At 54.6% G+C, this 14,806-nt stretch carries 15 protein-coding genes; 1 reads left to right on the forward strand and 14 read right to left on the reverse strand.

The annotated features are described in order from the left end of the window. Positions 1-119: 119 nt before the first annotated feature. The 11 genes from pqqE to gyrA form a co-directional block, all read right to left on the reverse strand. Positions 120-1,304, reverse strand: a complete 1,185-nt coding sequence (gene pqqE / locus MPQ_RS07830; protein WP_013442367.1) for a pyrroloquinoline quinone biosynthesis protein PqqE — start codon at positions 1,302-1,304, stop codon at positions 120-122. 48 nt (positions 1,305-1,352) lie between these two features. Continuing rightward, positions 1,353-1,637 carry a pyrroloquinoline quinone biosynthesis peptide chaperone PqqD gene (gene pqqD, locus MPQ_RS07835; protein WP_013442368.1) on the reverse strand — a complete coding sequence of 95 codons (285 nt, stop codon included), beginning with the start codon at positions 1,635-1,637 and terminating at the stop codon, positions 1,353-1,355. After that, the gene (gene pqqC, locus MPQ_RS07840; protein WP_013442369.1) at positions 1,612-2,343 is read right to left on the reverse strand and encodes a pyrroloquinoline-quinone synthase PqqC; all 732 of its coding nucleotides are present in this window, start codon (positions 2,341-2,343) and stop codon (positions 1,612-1,614) included. Before pqqC ends, pqqD begins: the two co-directional genes overlap by 26 nt. Positions 2,344-2,383: 40 nt before the next feature. Beyond that, complete coding sequence (gene pqqB / locus MPQ_RS07845; RefSeq protein ID WP_013442370.1) at positions 2,384-3,301, reverse strand: pyrroloquinoline quinone biosynthesis protein PqqB; 918 nt, start codon at positions 3,299-3,301, stop codon at positions 2,384-2,386. Positions 3,302-3,463: 162 nt separating this feature from the next. Then, on the reverse strand, positions 3,464-3,535 hold the full coding sequence (pqqA, locus tag MPQ_RS14215; protein ID WP_013440845.1) for a pyrroloquinoline quinone precursor peptide PqqA: 72 nt from the start codon (positions 3,533-3,535) through the stop codon (positions 3,464-3,466). Between the two features lie 186 nt (positions 3,536-3,721). Continuing rightward, positions 3,722-4,741: a 3-deoxy-7-phosphoheptulonate synthase gene (gene aroF / locus MPQ_RS07850; protein WP_013442372.1), complete on the reverse strand. Its 1,020-nt coding sequence runs from the start codon at positions 4,739-4,741 to the stop codon at positions 3,722-3,724. Between the two features lie 32 nt (positions 4,742-4,773). Then, complete coding sequence (hisC, locus tag MPQ_RS07855; protein WP_013442373.1) at positions 4,774-5,868, reverse strand: histidinol-phosphate transaminase; 1,095 nt, start codon at positions 5,866-5,868, stop codon at positions 4,774-4,776. An 86-nt stretch (positions 5,869-5,954) separates the two neighbouring features. Further along, a complete protein-coding gene (locus tag MPQ_RS07860; RefSeq protein ID WP_013442374.1) occupies positions 5,955-7,022 on the reverse strand; it encodes a GGDEF domain-containing protein in 1,068 nt (355 codons plus the stop codon). A 131-nt stretch (positions 7,023-7,153) separates the two neighbouring features. Beyond that, positions 7,154-8,230 carry a prephenate dehydratase gene (gene pheA, locus MPQ_RS07865; RefSeq protein WP_013442375.1) on the reverse strand — a complete coding sequence of 359 codons (1,077 nt, stop codon included), beginning with the start codon at positions 8,228-8,230 and terminating at the stop codon, positions 7,154-7,156. Positions 8,231-8,239: 9 nt separating this feature from the next. Continuing rightward, positions 8,240-9,322, reverse strand: a complete 1,083-nt coding sequence (gene serC / locus MPQ_RS07870) for a 3-phosphoserine/phosphohydroxythreonine transaminase (protein WP_013442376.1) — start codon at positions 9,320-9,322, stop codon at positions 8,240-8,242. Between the two features lie 21 nt (positions 9,323-9,343). After that, positions 9,344-11,890, reverse strand: a complete 2,547-nt coding sequence (gene gyrA / locus MPQ_RS07875; RefSeq protein ID WP_013442377.1) for a DNA gyrase subunit A — start codon at positions 11,888-11,890, stop codon at positions 9,344-9,346. Between the two features lie 199 nt (positions 11,891-12,089). On the opposite strand from gyrA, the gene MPQ_RS07880 reads away from it, so the two are divergent. Next, entirely contained in the window at positions 12,090-12,692 is a 603-nt protein-coding gene (locus MPQ_RS07880; RefSeq protein WP_013442378.1) for a peroxiredoxin, read from the forward strand. 102 nt (positions 12,693-12,794) lie between these two features. Here the strand turns inward: MPQ_RS07880 and MPQ_RS07885 are convergent, their stop codons facing one another. The 3 genes from MPQ_RS07885 to MPQ_RS07895 form a co-directional block, all read right to left on the reverse strand. Next, positions 12,795-13,016 (reverse strand): hypothetical protein, encoded by a 222-nt coding sequence (locus tag MPQ_RS07885; protein WP_013442379.1) that lies wholly within the window; start codon positions 13,014-13,016, stop codon positions 12,795-12,797. A gap of 40 nt (positions 13,017-13,056) precedes the next feature. Then, the gene (locus MPQ_RS07890; RefSeq protein WP_013442380.1) at positions 13,057-13,341 is read right to left on the reverse strand and encodes a hypothetical protein; all 285 of its coding nucleotides are present in this window, start codon (positions 13,339-13,341) and stop codon (positions 13,057-13,059) included. Between the two features lie 106 nt (positions 13,342-13,447). After that, on the reverse strand, positions 13,448-14,617 hold the full coding sequence (locus tag MPQ_RS07895; protein ID WP_013442381.1) for an O-succinylhomoserine sulfhydrylase: 1,170 nt from the start codon (positions 14,615-14,617) through the stop codon (positions 13,448-13,450). Positions 14,618-14,806: the final 189 nt, after the last annotated feature.

Genomic DNA, 14,806 nt, shown 5'->3' on the forward strand with positions numbered 1-14,806 from the left:
TGTATGGCATCAATGAGGCACAAAAAAATGGCGCACAAAAAAGCGCGTTGGGAGAGCAACGCGCTTTTCTGACTGACTATGCTGCCCCGGGCGATGATCAACCGATCATCGCCATGGTGTTATGGCAAGGCATGAAACTCCTTGACCAGTTCGGGGGCTTCGCCAGCGGCAATACGCCGCGAGTTTTTATCATTGCGGAAGACAATCGGCTGCGCCTGCAATTGCGGGTTCTTGGCATCCTCAATCGCCTTTTCAATCAGATGGTGATTGGGCGACAGCGTACATACCGGGTCAGCGCTCTCTGCATCGCCTGACAGCAGGAAAGCCTGACAACGACAGCCGCCCAGATCCTTCTCTTTTTCAGGGCAACTGCGGCATGGCTCTTTCATCCAGTCATCGCCACGGTATTTATTGAATGCCGGTGACTCTTTCCATGCCCATTCCAGGCCATGTTCGCGCACATTGGGGAATGCCATGCCCGGCAATACGCGGGCCGAATGGCAAGGCAGCACATCGCCATTGGCAGTCACGATCATGAATACTTCGCCCCAGCCGTTCATGCATTTCTTGGGGCGATCCGAGAAGTAATCCGGCACCACGAAGAAAATCTTCATCTTGTTGCCGACCTTCTGGCGGAACTCATTGGTGATCATCTCGGCATGATCAATCTGTTCTTTGGTCGGCATCAGCTGGCTGCGGTTGATCAGCGACCAGCCGTAGTACTGCGTATTGGCCAGCTCGACATAATCCGCGCCCAGCGCTTCCGCCATCTCCAGAATCTCTTTGATGTGCCCGATGTTGTAGCGATGGATCACCACATTCAGCACCATGGGGTAGCCATGGCCCTTGATCATGGCCGCCACCTTTTTCTTCAGCTCAAAGGTTTTGGTGTTGGTGATGAAATTGTTGATCTCTTCGGTAATGTCATGCATGGAGAGCTGGATATGATCCAGCCCGCCCTCTTTGAATTCCTGTATGCGTTTTTCCGTGAGGCCCACGCCTGAGGTGATCAGGTTGCTGTAATAGCCCAGCTGGCGCGCCTCGCGCACGATGTCTTCTATGTCATCGCGCAACAGTGGCTCTCCACCGGAGATACCCAGTTGCAGCGCCCCCATTTTGCGGGCATCGCGCAGCGCCTGTATCCACTGTTCGGTGGTCAGCTCATTCTGGGTGTGCTTGTCGTAATCGGTCGGGTTATAGCAAAACGCGCAATGCAGCGGGCAGCGATAAGTGACTTCAGCCAGCAGCCACAGGGGCTGGGTATTGGTTTTGGAGGCGGCGACGCCGTTATTGCCTGTAGTCATGATAACGCTCCTTGCAACCTTAGTTTTGCAACCTTAAGTTTTTAAACATTAGTTGCGTTTTTCCAGCCAGGCTTTTTCAAGCGCCAGCTGGAGCATGGCGAGAATGTCAGATTCAATATCCGGTGCATCCGGGAAGGCTTGCTGCAGTTCAGCAACAATATCACTCACCGTTTTATTGCCATCCACCCGCTTGATCACCTCACCGGCCCCGCCGTTAAGCTTGATCATGCCTTCGGGGAACAACAGCACATAGCATTGCTGCGCCTCTTCCCACTGAAAGCGGTAGTGGCGGGCCAGACTGTAAATATCAGCGGGGTTGACGGAGGTAGTCACGATCTTCAACCTTAATATCGGTAGAGGCCAGCATGATGGCGTCAGCAATGACCCACAACACGTCCAGCTTGAATTGGAGAATATCCAGCGCCTTTTCCTGCATTTCACGGCTCTGGCTGAAGTAATCCAGTGTCACAGCCAGGCCCTGCTCCACATCGCGGCGGGCTTCGGTCAGGCGCTTCTTGAAATAGATGAGGCCTTCTTCTTTAACCCATGGATACATGCTGGGCCAGGAACTGATGCGCTGCTGGTGAATGTGCGGCGCAAACAGTTCGGTCAGCGATGAACACACCGACTCCTGCCATGGGCGCTGACGGGCAAAGTTGATATAGGCATCCACGGCAAAGCGCACGCCAGGGCTCACCAGGCGCAGGGAAGTCACATCCTCGCGCGTCAGGCCAACGGCTTCGCCCAGCTTGATCCAGGCTTCAATACCGCCTTCGGCAGTGCCATCACCATCGTGATCGATAATGCGCTGTATCCAGCCTTTGCGGATTTCCTTGTCCGGGCAGTTGGACATGATGGCCGCGTCTTTTTGCGGAATACCAATCTGGTAGTAAAAGCGGTTGGCTACCCAGCATTGCAGCTGCTCGCGGGTGAGCTTGCCCTCATACATCATCACGTGGAAGGGATGGTAGATATGGTAACCCTTGCCCTTCTCACGCAGCTTTTCCTCAAACTCCTCACGACTCCATGGTGCACTCATGATGATCTCCGTCTATCTTGGTATTTTTATAGCCTGTTTTTTATAAAACGATATCCATACCGTCATAGGCAACTTCAATGCCGTGACGTTCCAGCTCGGCCCGCTCGGCGGAGTCTTCACGCAGAATCGGGTTGGTATTGTTGATGTGAATCAGCACCTTGCGCGCTTTCTTGTAGGGTGACAAGGCTTCCATCATGCCGCCCTCGCCTGACTGTGGCAGGTGGCCGATGCTGCGGGCTGTCTTGGTCATCAGGCCCATGTCGATCATCTCGGTGTCGGTCCAGAATGTGCCATCCACCATAATGCAGTCGGCCTGTTCCAGCAACGGTGGCAGGTGCGGCTCAATCTCGCCCAGACCGGGGGAGTACCAGCACTTCTTGCCGGTTTTGGTATCTTCGATCAGCACGCCTATGGTGTCACCAGGGTGTGGGTCGTTGCGATGTGGTGAATACGGTGGCGCCGCGCTTTTGAGAGCGACAGCCGTAAAGCGCAGGTTGGCAGCACCAGGGATTTCAAAGGTCGTTTGCCCATCGACCGCGATGGGGTGATGATTGACGCCGCAGTAATGTCCCAGAATATTCAGCAAGGGATTACCCGTGGTCAGATCCTGATACACCATGTCGGTACACCAGATTTCACGCTTCACCTGCCCCTCGCGCAACATCAGCAAGCCCGTGGTGTGGTCAATCTGGGCGTCGATCAGCACAATGCCGACAATGCCGCTATCGCGAATCGCGCGGGCGGGCTGTAAAGGCGGGAATTCCTGAATTTGCTGCAGAATATCGGGGGAGGTATTGAACAATACCCAGTTGATGCCATCGCCACTCACACAGATGGAAGATTGGGTACGACGTTTGGCTTTGATGGTGCCTTTGCGCAAGCCATCACAATTGGGACAATTGCAGTTCCACTGTGGAAAGCCGCCGCCAGCGCCAGCGCCTAGTACATGTATTTGCATGCTTGCTCTTCTCTCTCAAAACTGGACTCGGGGTCTTTATTTTAATGTCCAGATCCCCGTTGGATGATGCCTGAATACTCTCACAAGACAGCACTCAGGCATCATTCAGTACAAGACGGGCCGGAAACCCGGCCCGTCTTGCGTAACCTGCAAGCAATCAAATTAACGATTGCAAACGTACATGGTTACTTCAAAGCCGAAACGCATTTCAGTAGCTTCTGGTTTGGTCCACATGTTGATTCTCCTTAATTATGGGTTGAAACACTGGCATCAACAGCTTGTTGCTTTGCTTGCGTTGATGTGTAGCCATTGTGCATCCCATTCACTCAGGGCAACAGGGCAAAAACAACCAAAGCGGGCTCATGATAATCATGAAGTCTGGTACCGAAAATGCGCGCAACGCGAATATTCATGCGGTATTCAGGCGATGCTGCGTCCCAGGACTCCGGCAATGCCCCGCAATTCGCCCATCAGCGTTTGCAACTCTTGCGGGTTCAGCGCCTGATCAGCATCGCACCAGGCATCACAGGGGCTGGGGTGCATCTCGACCAGCAAGCCATCGGCCCCTGCCGCCACGGCTGCCCGCGACAAGGCTGGCACCATCCACGCTTTGCCGCCTGCATGAGAGGGGTCCACAATCACCGGCAAATGCGTTTCCTTCTTGAGCACGGGAATCGCCGTCACATCCAGCACATTGCGGTAGGCCGTTTCAAAGGTGCGTATGCCGCGCTCGCAGAAAATAATATTGTGATTGCCACCGGCGGCAATATATTCAGCAGCCATCAGCCATTCGCTGATAGTAGCCGACATGCCACGCTTGAGAATGACCGGGACATTAATGCGCCCAACCTCTTTCAAGAGATCAAAATTCTGCATATTGCGCGTACCGATCTGTATGACATCCACGCCATAGTCCATGAACATGGGCAATTGCCGCACATCCATAAGCTCGGTCACGATAGGCAGATTCTCGGCATCGGCGGCCTGGCGGAACATCTCAAGCCCTTCCACCCCGGTGCCCTGAAAGGTATAGGGGCTGGTACGGGGTTTGAATGCGCCGCCGCGCATCAGCCTGACGCCTGCGGCCTTCACGGCACTGGCAGATGCCGCCATCTGCTCAGGCGTTTCCACCGAGCAAGGCCCGGCGATGACCTGCACTTGCGGCCCGCCCAGCGGAATCCCGCGGATATTGATGACAGTATCCTCGGGATGCCATTCGCGCGCGACGATTTTATAGGGCTTGAGAATATGCAGCGCCTGCTCAACGCCAGCCATGGTCTCGAACATGACCTGATCGAGCTTGCGCTCATCGCCAATCGCACCGATCACGGTGCGCTCGGTACCACGGGAGACATTCACCCCCAGCCCCTGCTCTTCAATGCGCGCCACAATGGCGGCCACATCGCGATCAGTCGCCTCCCGGTGCATGACGATAATCATCGCGCTTTCCTCATGACATCACTCCCTGGCGATCAGCCACGGCAGATTGATTCCAGCACTTGCAAGAAGCGGGCATTCTCGTCAAACAGACCGATACTGACGCGCAGGTAATCCGGCATTTCGTAAGCCGCAATCGGCCGCAAGATCACCCCTTGCTGCAATAGCTGCTGATAGACCTTGCCCGCTTCAGCGATCTTGAAGCTGACAAAGTTGCCATGCGATGGAATGTATTCCAGCCCCAAGGCATGCAAGCCCTGGGTAATTTGCGCCATGCCGGCCTGATTGAGGGCAAAGCTGCGCAGAACAAATTCTTCATCATCCAGCGCCGCCACGGCAGCTGCCTGGGCAATGCTATTGACGTTAAATGGCTGGCGCACGCGGTTCATCATGTCCGCCACATCCGGCGATGCCATGCCAAAGCCGATGCGCAGGCCTGCGAGGCCATAGGCTTTGGAAAAAGTGCGCGAAATAATCAGGTTTTCAAATTCACCCAGCCAGTTGATAGCCTCTGACTTGTGCTCAAGTGCCAGATATTCGTCGTAGGCTTCATCCAGCACCACCAGTACCTCGCGCGGCAAACTGGCGATAAAGTCATGCAGCGCCTGCTTGCCCAGCAATGTGCCGGTCGGGTTATTCGGATTGGCAATAAACACGATACGGGTACGCGGCGTCACCGCTGCCCGCATGGCCGTCAGGTCGTGGCCGAAATTTACCGCAGGTACCGCTACGCCTTTTGCGCCGACCGCTTGCGTCACCAGGGCATACACAGCAAACGCATGCTGCGAATACACGGCTTCTGTTCCTGTATGCAGGAATGCGCGGGCCGCCAGTTCCAGAATATCGTTGGAGCCGTTGCCGAATACCAGCTGATCGGGTTTAACGCCAAACTTGCTGCAAACCGCATCGCGCAGCGCAAAGCTATTGCCATCTGGATAGCGCGCGATGTCATGCAAGGCCTCTTCCATCGCCATCTGGGCCTTGGGGCCGACGCCGAGCGGGTTTTCATTGGAAGCGAGCTTGATGATGTTTTCGGGCTGCAGGCCCATTTCCCGCGCCAGGTCACTGATGGGTTTGCCCGGTTGGTATGGGGCAATGGAGCGGATATAAGGTGGTGCGAGATCGCACATTCTAGTCACGATAAACCTCTTGCTTGTCAGATCAAAAAATAAAAAAGCGGCCAGGCCGCTGCTTGCGTGCTGTTTGCAGTTTCATGTTAATCGATGGCGGCCACGGCAATACCATCCTTGCTCATGCGTTTAACATGATACATGGCCTGATCTGCGCGGCGCACCACATCAATCGCCGTGGCGTGCGGGTATGGAAACATGCAGATACCAATACTGGCAGACACCGAATTGCTATTGAAGGCGTTAATGGAGGTGAGCGGTATGCGGAGCTGCTGCAAAAGCTTGTGGGCAAAGGCCTCGGCCTCCTCCTGCGTCTGGATATCCTTGGCGAGCACAAAAAACTCGTCACCACCCAATCGTGCCAGCGTATCGGCCTCCCGCATGACATTCTTGAAGCGGGCAGACACCTCTTTCAGCACCATGTCGCCTACGGCATGCCCATAGGTATCGTTGATCGGTTTGAATTTATCCAGATCAATAAACAAGCCGGCACACACCTGGCTGTTACGAGCAGCATAGTGGATGGCCTGCTCAATGCGATCATGCAACAGCTCACGATTGGGCAAGCCCGTCAGCCTGTCGTGCAGCGCACGCTCCTGTTGCAGGTAACGCTCGTTATCCAGCTCTTTTTCGCGCAGAAACAGCTGGCGGCTTTGCTTTTCATTCATGTAGCTGGCAAAGGCACCAATGATATTGGCCGAGATGATGAAAAAATCATAGCTGGTCATATCCAGGCTGGGCATGTCACGCAAGCCCCAGAACAGCATATTGAAAATCAGCAACAACAGCACCGAAACCCCGGTAGCGTAGACAAAACGCAAGCCGGAGAAGGTATGGCACCAGAAGGTGATGATGATCAGGCCAGCGTAATAGAAGTTAATAGCGTTGGGCGGCAGATAGCTCATCTTGGCAAAGAGGCCGATGCCCGCGAACAGGCCAGTGATACCGATTAACTGCTGGTGATAACGGGTGAATTTTTTGGTAAAGCTGATGGCAAACACGGCAAAGCCGATCATGAGCACCATGGTGCGCACATACCAGACCTTGATCACGGCCTCTGGCGTGACAAACAGCACATCCAGAAAGCCATACAGCCCATACATGACGGCGCCCAGCAGCAAACCCATGCGTGCCTGGCTTTTGACCGAGGGCATGAGGTAATGCAGATATAGCGTTTCAAGCCGTTTGTTGATGAAACTAAGGGACCACGGGTGCAGGCTTGCAGATCGCAAAATGTCTCGACTGATAAGCATAGGCCTCGAATCGTGTTGGGTGGATGATTACATCATATAACTGCAACGGGATAAGAACCTAACACCTTGAGCATGGATGCCCGTTTTTTAAGCTCTTCCAAGGCTTGTGACACTGATGCATCGAGATGGTGCCCTTCAACATCGACAAAAAACACATACTCCCACATGCCGATTTTCGAAGGGCGGGACTCAAACTTGGTCATGCTGACCTGGTACTCGGCGAGCGGCGCCAGCAGGGAAACCACTGCCCCTGGCACATTCTTGGCGGCGATCACGAGTGAGGTCTTGTCCCGACCGGACGGGGCGACATCGTGGTTGGCAAGAATAAGAAATCGCGTGGTGTTGCGCGGATCATCCTCAATGCTGGCAGCAAGCACCTGCAAATCAAACAGCTCGGCAGCGCGCTTGCTGGCAATCGCCGCTACGCCCTGGCCGTCGGGTGCCTGTTTGGCGAGCCTGGCCGCCTCGGCATTGCTGACCACGGCCTGACGCTCTGCATGCGGCAAATAGCGATTCAGCCACTCATGGCATTGCCCCAGCGATTGCGCGTGGGAATACACGACCTTGATAGCGTTGAGGTCAGCCGCCGTTGACAGCAGATTGTGGTGTACAGGCAGTTCGATCTCACCGCAAATATGCAGGCTGGTCGCCATCAGCAAATCCAGAGTGCGCCCTACTGCGCCTTCGGTCGAGTTTTCTACCGGCACCACACCATAATCAGCGGCCCCAGACTCCACCATGCGGAAGACTTCATCAATGGAGACACACTCCATGGGCGAGGTCAGGCCGCCAAACTGCTTGTTGGCAGCTTCTTCACTGAAGGTGCCTACTGGCCCGAGAAAAGCCACGGTCAGCTCTTTTTCCAGCGCACGGCAATTGGACATGACGCCACGGAAAATGGCCGTAACGGCCTCCGCCGACAATGGGCCCTGGTTGGCATCCAGCAGACGGCGCAGCACCTGCGCCTCACGTTCCGGACGATAGATGGGCCCACCGTTTTTCAGGGTGCCGATTTCACGTGCCAGACGCGCGCGGGCATTGACCAGCTCCAGCAACTGGAGATCAATGGCATCAATCTGGTCACGACATTGTTTGAGTTGGTCGCTCATGAATATTTCCTAGCCTTGCGCACGCTCAAATTCTTGCATAAAACTCACCAATGCCTGCACGCCTTCGATGGGCATGGCGTTGTATATCGACGCCCGCATGCCACCAACCAGCTTGTGGCCTTTCAGCTGTAACAGGCCGCGCTGCTGCGCCTGCTTGAGAAATTCCGCATCCAGGGCAGTGTTGCGCAGAGTGAATGGTACGTTCATGCGCGAGCGGTTGTCAGGCGCAATCGGTGAAACATAGAGGCTGGAACTGGCGATGTAATCGTACAGCATGGCAGCCTTGCGAATATTGAGTTGTTCCATGGCCGCCAGGCCACCATTGGCTTTCAGCCATTTGAACACCAGACCCGCTATGTAAATGCCATAGGTAGGTGGCGTGTTGTACATGGAGTCATTATCGGCGTGAATCTTGTAGTCCAACATCGTTGGCGTGCCTGGCAAGGTCTCGCCAATCAGGTCTTCGCGCACGATGACAATGGTTAATCCGGCAGGTCCGATGTTTTTTTGTGCGCCAGCATAGATCAGGCCATAGCGGCTGACATCAATCGGGCGGGAAAGAATATGCGACGACATATCGCAAACAAGAGGGACATCTCCGGTCTCGGGTGTCCAGAATATTTCAACGCCGCCAATGGTTTCATTGGAGGTGTAATGCACATAAGCCGCATCCGGATCCAGCTTCCACGCACTCTGCTCGGGGGCATAGGTGTAATTATGGTCAGCCGAAGAAGCCGCCACATTGACCTCGCAATACTTGCGAGCTTCTGCAATGGCCTTTTGCGACCAGATGCCAGTATCGATGTAATCTGCCGCTTTCTTGTTTCTCAACAGATTGAGCGGGATCATGGAGAACTGCGCATGCGCCCCGCCCTGCAAAAACAGCACCTTGTAATTGGCAGGGATAGCGAGCAATTCCCGTAAATCTGCTTCCGCTTCGGCCGCGATGGACATGAATTCCTTGCCGCGGTGCGACATTTCCATGACGGACATGCCGGAACCGTGCCAGTCCAGCATTTCAGCTGCGGCCTGCTGCAGCACTTCCTTGGGCAATACCGCAGGCCCTGCCGAAAAATTATAGATCTGCGTCATTCCCTGCCCCCAACTTTTTAGTTATTCATCGGCATCATCAGTCTCGACCACTTTTTCGAGGCCAGACAGTTTTTCATTTTCACCCAGGTTGATCAGGGTGACGCCTTGGGTGGCACGGCCCAGCTCACGGATTTCCTTGACGCGGGTACGGATCAGCACACCACCAGTGGTGATGAGCATGATCTCATCTTCATCACTTACCAGACGCGCTGCCACCACGCTGCCATTGCGCTCGCTGGTGGCAATGGCCTTCACGCCCTGCGTGCCGCGACCAGAGTGACGGAAGTCGGACAGCACAGTACGTTTGCCGTAACCGTTTTCAGTGGCAACCAGTACCGTTTGCTTGTCATCCTCGGCAATCAGCAGCGAGATCACGCGCTGCTTGGCCATCAGCTTCATGCCGCGCACGCCACGCGTGTTGCGGCCCATGGCACGTACATCTTCTTCATCGAACCATACCGCCTTGCCGCCATTGGATACCAGCACGATATCGTTAGCGCCATTGGTCACCTCAGCACCAATCAGGTAGTCACCGTCATCCAGATTGATGGCGATAATGCCAGCGCGACGCGGGTTGGAGAACTCGACCAGTGCGGTCTTTTTCACAGTACCCTGGGCCGTTGCCATGAAGATAAAGTGATTTTCGTCGAACTCTTTCACGGGCAAGATGGCATTGATCTTCTCGCCATCTTCCAGCGGGAACAGATTGACGATAGGTTTGCCACGGCTGATGCGGCTGCCTTGAGGCACTTCGTAAACCTTGAGCCAGTAGACGCGACCACGGCTGGAGAAGCACAGGATGTAATCGTGGGTATTGGCCACGAACATCTTGTCGATAAAATCGTCTTCCTTGGTAGCGGTGGCCTGCTTGCCACGACCACCACGGCGCTGGGCACGATACTCATCCAGCGGTTGCGACTTCACGTAACCGGTATGCGACAGTGTCACCACCACATCCTGCGGGGTGATCAGATCTTCCAGCGATAAATCCTGTGCGTTGTGCACAATCTCGCTGCGGCGCTCATCGCCAAACTGCTGGCGGATAGCGGCTAGTTCATCCACGATCATTTGCGTCACACGCTCTGGCTTGGCCAGGATATCGAGCAAGTCAGCGATGACATCCATCACCTCCTTGTATTCATTGACAATCTTGTCCTGCTCCAGACCGGTCAGGCGTTGCAGACGCATCTGCAGGATTTCCTGGGCTTGGACATCCGACAAGCGATAGCCATTCGGCGTCATGCCAAAGTCGACCGACAAGCCATCAGGGCGCGAAGCTTCCATGGCGGCACGCTTCAGCATCTCCTCCACCACAGGCGAAACCCAGGTGCGAGCCATCAGTGACTTCTTGGCTTCTGGCGGCGTAGGCGCAGCCTTGATCAAGGCAATCATTTCGTCCACGTTGGCCAGTGCGACGGCAAGGCCTTCCAGCACATGGCCGCGCTCGCGTGCCTTGCGCAGTTCGTAAACGGTACGGCGGGTAATGACCTCACGACGATGGCGCAAGAAGGCTTCCAGCATCTGCTTCAGATTCAGCAGGCGTGGCTGACCATCCAGCAATGCCACCATATTCATGCCGAAGGTGTCTTGCAGTTGCGTCTGCTTGTACAGATTGTTCAGGATGACTTCTGGAACCTCGCCGCGCTTGAGCTCGATTACCACGCGCATCCCGGACTTGTCGGATTCGTCACGCAGATCGGAAATGCCTTCAATCTTCTTATCGTTGACCAGCTCGGCAATTTTTTCGATCAGGGTCTTTTTATTGACCTGGTAAGGCAGTTCATCAATGATCAGCGCCTGACGATTGCCCTTTTCCATGTCTTCCACATGGGTGCGGCCGCGCATGACCACACGGCCACGGCCTGTACGGTAGCCTTCCTTGACACCCAGCGTGCCGTAGATAATGCCTGCGGTAGGAAAATCCGGCGCGGGGATGATGTCAATCAGCTCATCCACCGTGGTTTCTGGATTTTTCAGCAAGACCAGACAGGCATCGACCACTTCATTGAGGTTATGCGGCGGAATATTGGTTGCCATACCCACGGCAATACCGGAGCTACCATTAATCAGCAGATTCGGAATACGCGCTGGCATGATGAGCGGTTCGTGCTCAGAGCCATCGTAGTTGGGGCCAAAGTCGACGGTTTCCTTGTCGATATCGGCAAGCAGTTCATGCGCAATCTTCGCCATCCGGATTTCGGTATACCGCATGGCCGCGGCATTATCGCCATCCACCGAACCAAAGTTACCCTGACCATCGACCAGCATGTAGCGCAAGGAGAAATCCTGGGCCATACGCACGATGGTGTCGTACACGGCAGTATCCCCGTGAGGGTGGTATTTACCGATGACGTCGCCGACGATACGGGCAGACTTTTTATAAGGACGATTCCAGTCGTTACTCAGCTCGTGCATGGCAAAAAGCACACGACGGTGCACGGGCTTCAGGCCATCACGAACGTCTGGTAGTGCACGTCCCACGATCACGCTCATGGCGTAATCGAGGTAGGAACGGCGCATCTCGTCTTCGAGGCTGATAGGGAGGGTTTCTTTTGCGAACTGATCCATGTGGGCTATCGGCGTAAAGTGGCTGTAAAGACCCCGATTTTAACACGATAAGCCACGCAGGGCATGCCTCTTTAAGCCGCGTCCATCACAGCATCCGGCCATTGCTGCAGAAGGTGATGGCGCTATCCAATTCTTCATTTGCGGTGTAGTCTGGCACGCTGTTAGAATTTTTTATTTACTCATCAAAAAGGAGATCAATATGGCCGTACTTGTTGGCAAACCCGCCCCCGATTTTACTGCTGCTGCCGTGCTGGGTGACAATACGATCAAGGAAGACTTCAATCTGGCAAGCTACATCAAGGGCAAGGCCGCGGTCATCTTCTTCTGGCCTCTGGACTTCACCTTTGTTTGCCCTTCCGAGCTGATTGCGTTTGATCACCGTCTGGATGAATTCAAGAAACGTGGTATTGAAGTGATCGGTGTTTCCATCGACTCTCACTTCACCCATCTGGCATGGAAAAATACCCCAGTGGAAAAAGGCGGCATTGGCAAGGTTGGCTACCCCATGGTGGCGGATATCAAGCATGAAATCGCCAAGGCTTACGACGTAGAGGCTGACGGTGGCGTGGCTTACCGCGGCACCTTCCTCATCAACAAGCAAGGTATTGTGGTGAATCAGGTAGTGAACGACCTGCCTCTGGGCCGTGATATTGATGAAACACTGCGCATTGCCGATGCGCTGCAGTTCTTTGAGGAGCATGGCGAAGTCTGCCCTGCCGGCTGGAAAAAAGGCAAGGCAGGCATGGATGCTTCTCCTGAAGGCGTCGCCAAATATCTGGCCGATAACGCCGCTTCGCTCTAAAGCACGGCAACACTATCGGGCAGATACTCTGCCCGATATAAAAGCAAAAAGGGGCAACGCCCCTTTTTGCTTTTATATCATGAAGATACAGAACCCGGCCGCTTATTTGCCGCGACCACCTACCGCAATCACCACGACGCCAGCCACTATCGCCACAATACCCAGCACATTCGGGATGGGGATATTCTTTTCAGTTTCAGCCGTGGCCTTCACAGGACCAATCTGCATCACGGTTTCCTCAGACGAATAACTGATGTTTTTATACACCAGCGCCGCTGCACCCAAGGCAATCAATATCAGACCAACTACGACAGAGGATTTCATCTGGATTCCTTTCTTCTAGTTAAACGTGGAATGACTTGCCTCAAAACTTCTTGCGGGCCTCTTCAAAGGCTTTGCGTATGTTTTCCCATGCCGCATCGCCACCCTTCTTCAGCTCCTGCCAAGCTTCGCCTGCGGACTCCTTGACCTCGCCAACGCGGATCTTGGCTTCCTCACGCTTTACTTTCAAGGCTTCGATCTGCTGCTCATATTTGATCCGCAATTCCGCTTCAGCCTTGCGGGCCTTGGCTTCCAGCACATCAATATCGGCTGACCACTCATCCAGTTGCAGCTTCAGCTTTTCCAAATATTCGTCTTTCAAACTCATGCTAATGACTCCCATATTGTTATTGGATACCAACCTACGACTGTGTGACTAACGGCAATTAAAAAAGTGCTGGGCTAATATGGCTATCTGCCAATATTCACGCCGACTAGCGCGTGAGCAATAGCAGATCCGCCTTCAAGTCCTCAATGTGTTCCAGACCTACGGCAATGCGTACCAGCCCATCGCCAATCCCTGCGGCAGCGCGCGCTTCCGGACTCACGCGACTATGTGTCGTGGTCGCAGGATGCGTAATCGTACTCTTTGCATCCCCCAGATTGGCCGTAATGGAAATTAGGCGGGTAGCATCAATCAAGCCCCAGGCGGCATCCTTGCCACCTTTGAGATCAAATGACACGATAGCACCACCACCGCTTTGCTGGCGCATGGCCAGCGCATGCTGCGGATGCGATGGCAACCCGGGGTAATACACCCGGGCAACCGCCGGTTGCTGCTCCAGCCAGGTGGCGAGGGCCAGGGCATTTTGCACGTGGGCGGCCATGCGCACATGCAGCGTCTCCAGGCCTTTCAGAAATACCCAGGCATTAAATGCACTCATGGTCGGACCGGCGGTACGCAGGAAGCCATATACCGGCTCCAGCACATCACGGCGCCCCAACACAGCACCGCCTAGGCAACGCCCCTGCCCGTCTATGTATTTGGTAGCTGAGTGAATCACGATATCAGCCCCAAGCGCCAAAGGCTTCTGCAAGGCAGGCGTGCAGAAACAATTGTCCACGGCCAGCAAGGCTCCGGCTTCATGGGCGATCCCGGCCAGCAGAGGAATGTCGCACACTTCCGTCAGTGGGTTAGACGGCGTTTCCACAAAAAACAATTTGGTGTTTGGCTTGACGGCAGCACGCCACTCATCCGGGTCGGTCAGCGAAACAAAGCTAGTCTCCAGCCCCCAGCGCTTGAGGATATTGCTGAACAATTGCACCGAAGTACCAAAAATACTGCGCGATGCCACCACATGATCGCCCGCCGAGCATAAACCCATCACGGTTGCCAGAATAGCGGCCATGCCAGAGGAGGTGGCTACGCAGAACTCCGCGCCTTCCAAGGCTGCCAGCTTGTTCTGAAACATGGTGACGGTGGGGTTGGTAAACCGCGAATAGATATTGCCTGGCTCTTGCCCACCAAAGCGTGCAGCCGCCTGCGCTGCATTTTCAAAAACAAAGCTGGAAGTAAGAAACATGGCCTCGGAGTTCTCACCAAATTCCGTGTGCTCGCTGCCTGCACGCACCCCCAGGGTTTCTGCATGCCAATCTTGTGTCATTGTTATTTCCTTTCTACGCCAAGAACAAACCAGCGCCGAGCATAAAAAAACCCGTGATAGCTGGCGCTAAAACGGGTTTATGCACTCGCTTTAGCTGAATTTATAAGGCGCCCGCAAGCTGAGTTAAATGAATTAAGCTCAAATCGGCGCAAGTTCATGATATGCCTGCAAGCGGTAGTGGTCAAGACC

This window comes from Methylovorus sp. MP688 (assembly GCF_000183115.1).
Taxonomy (GTDB): domain Bacteria; phylum Pseudomonadota; class Gammaproteobacteria; order Burkholderiales; family Methylophilaceae; genus Methylovorus; species Methylovorus glucosotrophus.

Bases quoted from the DNA above. Each gene is read 5' to 3' on its own strand.
- pqqE (WP_013442367.1), bottom strand. From the start codon at position 1,304: ATGACTACAGGCAATAACGGCGTCGCCGCCTCCAAAACCAATACCCAG.
- pqqC (WP_013442369.1), bottom strand. From the start codon at position 2,343: ATGAGTGCACCATGGAGTCGTGAGGAGTTTGAGGAAAAGCTGCGTGAG.
- pqqB (WP_013442370.1), bottom strand. From the start codon at position 3,301: ATGCAAATACATGTACTAGGCGCTGGCGCTGGCGGCGGCTTTCCACAG.
- aroF (WP_013442372.1), bottom strand. From the start codon at position 4,741: ATGATTATCGTCATGCACCGGGAGGCGACTGATCGCGATGTGGCCGCC.
- hisC (WP_013442373.1), bottom strand. From the start codon at position 5,868: ATGTGCGATCTCGCACCACCTTATATCCGCTCCATTGCCCCATACCAA.
- MPQ_RS07860 (WP_013442374.1), bottom strand. From the start codon at position 7,022: ATGCCCTCGGTCAAAAGCCAGGCACGCATGGGTTTGCTGCTGGGCGCC.
- pheA (WP_013442375.1), bottom strand. From the start codon at position 8,230: ATGAGCGACCAACTCAAACAATGTCGTGACCAGATTGATGCCATTGAT.
- serC (WP_013442376.1), bottom strand. From the start codon at position 9,322: ATGACGCAGATCTATAATTTTTCGGCAGGGCCTGCGGTATTGCCCAAG.
- gyrA (WP_013442377.1), bottom strand. From the start codon at position 11,890: ATGGATCAGTTCGCAAAAGAAACCCTCCCTATCAGCCTCGAAGACGAG.
- MPQ_RS07880 (WP_013442378.1), top strand. From the start codon at position 12,090: ATGGCCGTACTTGTTGGCAAACCCGCCCCCGATTTTACTGCTGCTGCC.
- MPQ_RS07885 (WP_013442379.1), bottom strand. From the start codon at position 13,016: ATGAAATCCTCTGTCGTAGTTGGTCTGATATTGATTGCCTTGGGTGCA.
- MPQ_RS07890 (WP_013442380.1), bottom strand. From the start codon at position 13,341: ATGAGTTTGAAAGACGAATATTTGGAAAAGCTGAAGCTGCAACTGGAT.
- MPQ_RS07895 (WP_013442381.1), bottom strand. From the start codon at position 14,617: ATGACACAAGATTGGCATGCAGAAACCCTGGGGGTGCGTGCAGGCAGC.